The sequence below is a fragment of the uncultured Algibacter sp. genome, assembly GCF_963976535.1.
Classification (GTDB): Bacteria; Bacteroidota; Bacteroidia; order Flavobacteriales; family Flavobacteriaceae; genus Algibacter_B.
On record NZ_CAXBLF010000011.1, the window covers coordinates 57,645 to 67,962 of the forward strand.

General features: G+C 34.1%; 3 protein-coding genes. All 3 read right to left on the reverse strand.

Going from position 1 to position 10,318, the window contains the following annotated elements; all coding sequences use genetic code 11:
- Positions 1–9: 9 nt before the first annotated feature.
- Positions 10–2,001: a cytochrome c biogenesis protein CcdA gene (locus tag AAC024_RS05295; protein WP_339894173.1), complete on the reverse strand. Its 1,992-nt coding sequence runs from the start codon at positions 1,999–2,001 to the stop codon at positions 10–12.
- Positions 2,002–2,597: 596 nt separating this feature from the next.
- Positions 2,598–3,581 carry a type IX secretion system membrane protein PorP/SprF gene (locus AAC024_RS05300; RefSeq protein ID WP_339894174.1) on the reverse strand — a complete coding sequence of 328 codons (984 nt, stop codon included), beginning with the start codon at positions 3,579–3,581 and terminating at the stop codon, positions 2,598–2,600.
- A 23-nt stretch (positions 3,582–3,604) separates the two neighbouring features.
- Positions 3,605–10,318, reverse strand: a 6,714-nt coding sequence (locus tag AAC024_RS05305; protein ID WP_339894175.1) for a T9SS type B sorting domain-containing protein, incomplete at its 5' end; no start/stop codon positions are given.

Below are 10,318 nucleotides of genomic sequence, written 5' to 3' on the forward strand. Positions count from 1 at the left end.
ATAAAAACTCTATTTAGCTTTTTTAAAAGCTTTTAAACCCTTAGCTAAGAACTTAGCATATTCATCTTCATCTGGAGTATATCCTACAGGTTCAGTTAAGACTTTAGTGCCGTCAGAATTTAATAAGACATAATATGGTTGTGAATTTGACTTAAAAAATTGCGTTTGAAAATTGGCCCATTTATGCCCATAATTCTTAAGTAAACGTTTGCCTCCGTTCACTCTATTCACTTCAACTTTTTCATCTGCTGGTAAATCTTTTTTATCATCAACATAAAGAGAAATTAAAACATATTCGTTTCGCAAATAGTTATCAATTTTTTCTAATGGCCATATATGTTCTTCCATCTTCCTACAGTTTACACAAGCAAAACCTGTAAAATCGATCATAATTGGCTTATTAACTTGTTTTGCGTAAGCTATACCTTCCTTTAAATCTTTAAAAGTTTTAAGATTATTTGTTGAAGCACTAGGATACAGCCAACTATATCCTACAGGAGGCGCTAAACCACTTAGTAAAGTTAAAGGCGTAAACGTATTTGTTTCTTTATTTACTCTAAATCCAGATACTAAATAGATTGCAAATGCAGCTACCAATATGCCTCCCGCAATTCTAGAGAATGATAATTTTTTAATTGGAGAATCATGTGGAAACTTTATTTTCCCAAATAGATATAATGCTAAACCTGCAAAAATAATAATCCAAAGCATTAAAAATGGTTCAATCTTTAATAATCCCCAGTGTTTTACTAAATCGGCATTAGATAGGAACTTGAATGCCAATGCTAACTCTAAAAACCCTAAAATCACCTTAGTTGTATTTAACCAACCTCCAGACTTTGGTAACGCGTTCATCATATTTGGAAACATAGCGAACAATGCAAATGGCAAACCTAAAGACACACCAAAACCAGCCATACCTGCTGTAAGCTGCCATGCACCTCCATCGGCTGTGAGCGATCCTGCTAATAACGACCCTAAAATTGGCCCAGTACAAGAAAATGAAACAATAGCCAAGGTTAGTGCCATAAAGAAAATCCCAATTACACCTCCAGCATTTTCACCTTTAGTGGTTTTGTTTGTCCAACTTGATGGTAATGTTAATTCATAATACCCAAAGAATGAGAAAGCAAAAAACACAAAAATTATAAAGAAAATGACATTCAACCACACATTCGTTGATATCTCATTTAATATATCTGGGTTAACAGAATCTAAAAGGTGAAAAGGGATACTTAATATTAAATAAACTAATAAAATAAAAAAGCCATATAGCAGCGCTTTTCCAATTCCTGAACTTTTACTTTGACTCCCTTTTTTTGTAAAAAAACTAACAGTTAGCGGAATCATTGGAAACACGCAAGGTGTTAAAAGTGCTAACAAACCTCCAAGAAAACCTAATCCAAAAATAGTCCAGAGTGATTTTTTCTCTTTTATTTTACCAGATAGCAACGTTATATCTTTAGGAGTCATTCCATAAAGCATTTTGTTTACCGACTCGTCATCTATGGATTGCCCGTCGATAACATTGGTGTTTTCTGCATTGTTACTTCCATTTATTTTAAAAATCAAATCGACTTCAGTTGGTGGTAGGCATCTGGTATCATCACAAACCATAAACTCAACGGTAGCATTTACAGATGTAACATCTCCTATTAATTCAACTTTTTGTACAAAAATTGCAGACTTTTCGAAAAATTTTATCATCATTTGAAAAACGGGGTCGTCAACAGTTCGTCCCACTTCTTCACTTGTATTACCAATAAACTTAAAAGCACCATTGGCATCATCAAAAGTAAATGTTGTAGGTATAGGGCCATCTTCGGGAACATTTTGAGAATATAGATGCCATCCATCTTCAATAGTTGCTTTGCTTACCAAATTATATTCAGTATCTGAAAGTTTCTCAATAGAAGTTTTCCATTTTACGGGTTCTAATATTTGAGAATTACCAACTGTAAATGCTATTAAAGCGAATAGGAGGATTAAGTGTTTTTTCATATTTAAATTTTTAAAAGAAAAGGTTATAATAATACCCTTTTCTAATCTTTCGTTTTTAATTGACCTACAAGCTCAAAAAAAATAAAAAACAAATGTATAAAGAAAGATTTTGTGTTTTAGTTAAAGAGACAATAAAACAAAAGAACCCATACTAATAAAATGTTAAAGTTTTAATTTTTTGAAACTATTTATTAATCCTTAGTTAAGTACATAACAAAAACTAATTTTGAGAAAAAAATTACTCACAATTTTCTGGATAACAAAGTATCTCACAGGTTTTCAAAACCTGTCAGGTTTACGTAACGAAAAAACCGTAATATACAATATGTGTGCAGTTTATAGTTCTATTCTAAAATTTTGTCGTGTACTAAACATCATTAGTTTAATAGTGTTTTAATTTTATGGGTTTGTTTGCGCAATATTCTGTGCGATTTTAACTTCTATTCTATTGATTTGTGAAGTTTAAGATGAAGACAGAAACCTATTAGTTGAAAAATCTAGTTAGGAAGACGTAGCTGTAATATTGCTTTTGTAGCATATTTTATTTACAGTTAAATTGATTTTCTCTTAGCATGGATTAAAATAAATTACCTCAACTATTTACGCACAGCACTTTGTGTGCAAGGACAATTACTAATCCCTTGTAAAAAGTTTAACCCAATAGTAACAACGTGTGTACCGGAGTTATATGCCGAAAGCTCATTTGTTGTTATTTGATACGCATAACCAAAGTAGAAAATAGACTTTTGAAAACCTACCATGGGTCCTATATTTAAAGGTTTTAAAAATTGATCATTTAAGAATCGGTATGAAATTCCTGCCCAAAAATAATCGTCATTTCTATTATATTTTCTAAATTTAAAATTCATATCGGTACTAGACCTTTTGTCACTACTAAACATTTGATAGTAAATTGAAGGCTCAAATTCTAAACCACTCTTCTTCGGTCCTCTAAAGGTATAGCCAGAATAAATTTGGTAATTTAAAAGCAAATTTGGTTCTGAAACTCGTATCGTTTTATCAAGTTTTTTGTCTAAAATATTATTGGCATTAAAGCTAAAAAATGCACCCTTATATCTAAACAATGCACCTACATCAAAATTATTATTGGTTGTTCTTCTATCATCAGTAACAAATGGGTCGATAATTGGGTTTTCGTAAGTGGTGTTAAAATTATTAATATCAATTCTGAAATTGTTTATGTTATAAGAAATACCAAACGACAGGTACATTTTTGAGTAATAATCTAAAACTAAATGATGTGCAAAAGATATTTTTGCACCTGTTTGAATGGTGTTACCATTTCTATCATTATAAAAAGATAGCCCAACTCCAGTTCGGTCTGCAATTCTTACATCTCCATATATGGATTGATTATCTGGCGCTCCTTTTATTCCAACCCATTGTGTAAGCCCGTTTGCTCTAATTTTTAAATTATCACCAATACCAGCATAAGTAGGTGATACTACAAAATCGTTATCAGCTAAATATTGTGTAAATACAGGTAAATTCAACTCTTGGCTATAACTGTTAGCTATAAACATGAGAAGCAGACCTATATATAATTTTCTTAATTGCATAATTTTTTAGTTAAGGGTTTTAATTATCTGTACAATGTAAAATGCCCGACAAATTCACGATTGTCTTGCGGTTCGTTTAATTTTACAACATACCAATAATCTCCAGAAGGCAATTCTACACCTCTGTACTTACCATCCCATTTATCCCCTATATTTAATGTGGCTATTTTTCGTCCATATCTATCAAAAATATCGAAGGTTAAGTTTCTATATTGATTAGCACAATCTGGTCCCCAACCATCTAAATTACCATCACCATTAGGTGTGAAATAATTTGGAATACATACGTCAATATATTCAAAGAATCTAGTGGCAGATACTTCACAACCATTAGCATCAATAACAGTAACGGTATAATCACCAGATGCAAAAATTAGAAAGGTGTTTTCATTTCCATAAGATTGTCCATTCAATCTAAACTCATAAGGCGTTGCACCACCAGAAGCAACAGCTACAATTTCGTTTAATCCACCATCTTCTAATATTAAAGCAAGAGGTTGGAAAGTTTCTATAACAAAAGGAATTCCATTATCAGTAATTTTAACACAACCATTTGGATGACGTACTTCAATACTATGAGGTCCTGGAGATAGATTTTCATATATCCCTGATCCTGTTGCAAAAGCACCTCCGTCTAATGCATATTCTAAAACTGAAGTATCCGTTATACTTGAATCTACGGTAACAGTAACACTGTTAGTAACTGTGCTAGTATTATTTGTTATGTCATTAATACATTCGTAATCAATATTGGCGAATGGGTCAAGAATTACTGGTTCTTGTAATGGAATAGAAAATGGACTATCGCCACCACAGCTACCGCTATCTAAAACATAAACCATTTTTTCACCACCTTCTAATCCAGAAAAAGTATATGTTGTTACACCAAGTGGCAGCGGTGTATATGTTATATCATCCAAACTTACACTATACGGAGGTTCTCCTCCTAATATTTCTATAGTAAAAGAACCAGTTGAGTCGCCATCACATGGTGCTTCACTAATTATTGTATAAGTAAATCCTAAAGGTGCAGGCTGCGTAATATCAAAATTATAGGTTACATAACACCCCAATTCATCTTGAACCACAATGTCATAATTACCAGGAGCGAGGTTTTCAACGGTATCGGCATCAAAAAATTGATCTAACTGAGGAGATATAGCATATTTAATAGTTCCAGATCCACCAGAAGCGTTTATTTCTAACATTCCATCATTTTCTCCATTACAGGTCACGTCTATTGGATTGAATGTGACATCTAAAGGAGATGCTGCGTTTGTAATTATAACCGTTTCAGATATTTCAAAACAGCCACCACTATCAACATGTACTTGATAATTTCCTACTGGAAGATTTGTAAATACTCCAGGACTCGTTTGAGTTACAGGAGTAATAGGGTTTCCAGAAGTATCTTGCAATGTATAAACATAACTACCTAAGCCTCCTTCCGCGGAAGCGATAACTACTCCATTATCATCACCAGCACAATTTATTACAGCATTAGTTGTATCTAAACTCACTGTTAATACTGGTAATGGATCAATCGTAATGTCATTAGATACATTGGCTGAGCAACCGTTAGCATCTCGAACATAGTAACTAAAAGTACCATTTGATACAGGAAAAGTTATTGAAGTAACAAACGTTCCTATTACAGTTGCAAAGGAAGCCGTATCGCTATATTCATAAGTTCCTGTTCCTCCTGAAGCACTTAATGTTAATGTTGTTTGTGTTGTACAAGTTTGTGATGTTGCTTTTACTAAATTAGCCTGTATTTCAGTAGGCTGGGTAATAATAACATCGGCTGTTGTAAATTCACAATTATAACCATCAGTTACAACTACATTATAAGTTCCTGCTCCTAACCCACTAAATATAGGGGCCATTTGTGGTCCTGAAGAACTTACCGTTGGAGCAATCATATTAAGCGTATATGTGTAATTTGAACCTTGTCCACCAGAAACTGAACTCACAGTTATATTTGCATTAGTATCTCCAAAACATGATAACAAGCTTGGCGTAGCTGTAATTGTTGCGTCTATAGGAGTTGGTAAGTTTAACGGTACGTTTTCTGAAACGACACATCCACCCTCATCTCGAACATTAATAGTATATGACCCAGCTGATAAATTAGTAAATGTTCCGTTAGGAGAATAAGCCACTGTGGCTGTTCCTGTTAATTCATACTCATAACTTCCCCAACCTCCAGTTGCAATGGCAGTAATAATGCCTTTATCATCATCACAAGTAACATTGGATGTTTCGGTTGCTACCAAATCTAAAGGTTCGGATGGAGATGGGATAATAACACTTGATGTTGAAGAACAAAACGGACTTGCAGTTTCTGTAATATCTACGGTGTAAACTCCTGCTAAAAGCCCAGTAACTAATTGTGGGTTTGTTGATGTGTTAGCAACTACAACTCCTAAAACTGAAACAGACGAACTGTCAAAAACTTCATAAGTATAAGCTCCTGAATAACCACTAACATTTAGCTCGAATTCACCATCATTGTTCCCAAAACACGTTATAGCATTTGGTGTTGTTGTAAACGATGGAGGTACTGCACCTGGAAGTACCACAGTAACATCTTTAGAACAACTTGTTACTGTATCTGTTATAGTAACAATAAAAGTTCCAAATGGCACACCAGAAAATACATTTCCTGCTAGTGTAATTGATGCTGGGTTTGGGCTTATAGTATAGGCATAAGTTCCTGTTCCTCCAGATCCTGTTATGGTTATTTGTCCATCATTATCATTACAAGTAGGTAATGCTGTTATTGCAGGAATTATTTCTAAAGGCGCTTCAATATCTACTGAAACTAAATTACCACAACCGTTAGCATCTTGCACTTCAATCGTGTGCGTTCCTGATGATAAATTGGAAATTGTAAATGGTGCTGTATTAATTTGAAAAGCGCCACCATCAACACTATAACTATAAGGCGCTATGCCTGCGGTTGTTAAAGTAACATCAATTGCAAAATTACCTTCTGTTACAGTACATTGATTATTTAATATAGCTGTAATTACTGGTTCTGGATCTGATGGTAAAACAATAACAGGTGTTGATTGTAAACAACCATACACATCTTGAACATGTACATAATAACTATTAGCATCTACATTAAACGTACTAGCTGAGGCCCATGTAGGATCTGTAGCTAATGGTGGTGTTGCCGATGTTGTTAATTGATATAAATATGGTGGTGTTCCATTTGTTGCAATGGCACTAATAATTCCCGAGTTTGGATTACAATTAGCAGCTTTATCTATTGAAGCAGAAATTCCTAAACTAACAGCCGATTCTCTAATTTCAAAAATAACTGATGCGGATTCACATCCGTTAAAAGAACCTGTTCCATTTTCAGTAAAGCGAATATAATATTGCCCAGGAGATAAGGTTCCTGGAGCTGGTGTAGTAACTGTTTCTGGTGTCCCAAAAGTTACTGCTACATTTGTCGGTCCATCAACCAATACATTAGTGAATGCTGTAAATATTTCGTAATCAACAGATGTTGTTGTGCTATCAAAATTATCAATAGTGAATGTTACACTACCATTGTTTTCACCTTGGCAAATCACATTATTTGGAATAACTGAAGATGTTAAAGTTGAAGCTGGTGCTATAGCAGCATCAGCAGACTTTACATAATAACAATCGGTTACTAAATCATGAACCACAAACGTATAAACCACTCCTGGTGTTAGATTCGTAAATGTTCTTTGATTAGGGAATCCAACATCTGAAGGTAGAAAGGTTACTGTATAAGGCACTGAATTGAATTCTAAAATACCAAATTCATAACTTCCGCTTCCTACTACCGAAATAGCTTCAACTACTGCAGTTCCGCCAGTTGTACAATTTGGTACTACAGTTGTTACATCAATTAATAAATCAGACGGTGGAGATGCAATTATTTCTTGTCTTGAAAAACTACATCCATTAGCATCAACAATATTAACTGTATACGTACCAAAATTGATAATATTAAATGTGTGATCTTCATTCGATACTGCTGAATAAGGGTTTCCAGGAATCACATCACCAAAATTATTTGTAATGTAGTATGTAAATGGAGCTGTTCCACCCGTAACATTTTGTACTGTAATTGACCCTAAACTAGAACCTCCTGGGTTATTACAAGTAATATCGACTTTAGTTAATATAAAATCAATAGGATTAGGTTCTGCAATAGTTATAGGAGCTGTATCAATACATGAATTTGCATCGGTTAAGGTAATCGTATAATCGCCCGCTGGTAATCCTGATGTTTGTGTACCATAATCTGTTGCTGTTGTATCATTATTAACATTAATTACAAAAGGTGGTGTTCCAACTGCATTATTAATGGTTATGTTTATCCCTGCATTACTATCACCATTACATAAAATAGCCTGTGTTTGTACAACAGAAATTATTTCAGGTAAGGAAATAACATTAATAATTTGTCCTCCAGATTCTGCGATGCAACCATTAGCATCAGTTATTTGAAATTGATACGTTCCATCTGAAGCTGCCGTATGTGCAAATGATGAACCTACGACTGCGTTTAGTCCACTATATACTCCACCATTAAATGAAACGGCATAAGTAAACGGTGCTGTTCCACCGGAGATAGTTCCTGTAATAATGCCATCTGGTGAAGCTGTACAATCTAAATCTTTAGTGATAACTGTACTAACTGTTATTGGTGGCAATGGAGCAATAGTAAATGATTCGCTATAAGTACAGCCATTAGTATCTCTAACCTGGAATGTATATGTATCTGGACTTAACCCAGGAAAAATATTTGAAGTTTGATATGCCGTTGCAAAACCCGAAGGTGCTATAATTTGATATTCCAGAGGAAGTGTTCCTCCTGTTGTTCCAGTAATAGTCACATCAGAAGTAATAGCAGGACAACTTAAAAGTGTACTACTAAAATCTAAATCTGTTGGTGGATTTAATGAAGCCATTGTAATTGGCGCTGCAATGAATGCACAACCACTAGAATCTCTTATGGTTACTGTATATGTTCCGTCAGTCAATCCTGTAAATGTTGTTCCAGACTGGAAGTTTACTCCATCTAAACTATACGTATATGGTGCAGTTCCTCCTGTAGCTCCTGAAACAGTAATAATGCCATCAGAAATACAACTATAGGGTGTTGTTAAAGTAGCTGTTCCTATGACCGTAGCTAGAGTTGTTATATTAATAGTCTGTGGAGCTGTTAAACACACATCTGGTCCAGAACTATACTGTACAACTACCTCATAATTACCATTAGATAACCCTGTGAAAACATTTGAATTAGAAAACGAAGCACCATTATCAATACTATATTCCAATGTATTTCCATTTGGATTAGTAACGTTAAAAGTTATTGTACCAACATCTCCTGTATCAGAACAAACTATATCAGTTGCATTAACAGTGAAATCTGGAGCAGGAATAGCATCAACAGTTATTGATGTTTCCGCAGAACAATTATTAGAATCAACAACAGTAATATTAAATACACCAGCACTTGTTACAGGTATTATTGGAGTTGTTTGAAAAACTGTTGTACTATTTACAAAATAAAAATATGGAGGTGTTCCTCCTGTTGGATACACAGTAATTTCGCCATCTGTACACGTTAATGGTTTTGTTAATGCCGAAGTAGCCTCTAATAATAGCGGTTCAATAATATCAATATCACCAGAATACACACAACCATCTTCTGTTGAAACGTCTATAGTATATGTTCCAGGGTTTAAGTTTGAAAATGTATAATTATTTGGAATTATAGGTCCAACACTATTTACTAAAGTTCCACCTTGAGAAATTGAAAAGAAATATTGCGGACGTACATCATTGGCAGCTACCGAAATACTTCCTAAATCTCCATTACAAAATGGTTGGGTAATAATTGTAGAAACAGTAAAATCTGTTTGTCTTATTTGAACATCTGGTACTGTAAATATACACGGGTTTGGATCTACTCCTATTTGCTTAATATATATGGTATAGATATTTGGTGTATTAACAGAAAACACATTACTTGTTTGAAAGTTAACGCCATCAATACTATACTCATAACCATTAGGAACAGCACCTACAACAATTTCACCTGGAGTTGTACAATAAATATCTCTCGATGTTACCGTGGGCACTAATAAATTGGTGTAAACATTAAAATAAAATTGGTTGAAACATCCACCATCGTAGTTTAAAGTTAATCTGAATTGTCCTGCAGTATCTGCCATATAATTTGGACCAGTTTCAACTTGATTCCAAGTACAAGTGGCGTCTTCATTTGCACAATCTAGATTAGCAACAGCGGTACAACTAGTTTCATCTAATTGTTCCCAAATAATTGATGTTGTATCAGTAATATTGGTTTCAATAAGTCTGGGACCATTTCCACCGCATAAAAATATGTTTGGCAATTCTTTACCATCATTAGGGCAAATAACAACTTGATCTGCAAATGGAATTACTGGATTGGTAACACCTGCTCCAAACGTAATCACTTCAAATACTTGATTTGTAGATTGACATGGTGCTATAGCAGTGTTACTTACATAATAAGTGCCCGTTGAGGTTACAGTTATTGATTGTGTTGTTCCTATTACTGGTGTACCAGAAGGACTTGTAGACCATGAATAAGAATCGTAACCATTTCCTGAAGTTAATACTGTACTTGCTCCACAAAGAATAACCTCTTCTTCAAATACACAGTCAATATCTGCTAAAAAATTAGTCGCTCC

Bases quoted from the DNA above. Each gene is read 5' to 3' on its own strand.
- AAC024_RS05295 (WP_339894173.1), bottom strand. From the start codon at position 2,001: ATGAAAAAACACTTAATCCTCCTATTCGCTTTAATAGCATTTACAGTT.
- AAC024_RS05300 (WP_339894174.1), bottom strand. From the start codon at position 3,581: ATGCAATTAAGAAAATTATATATAGGTCTGCTTCTCATGTTTATAGCT.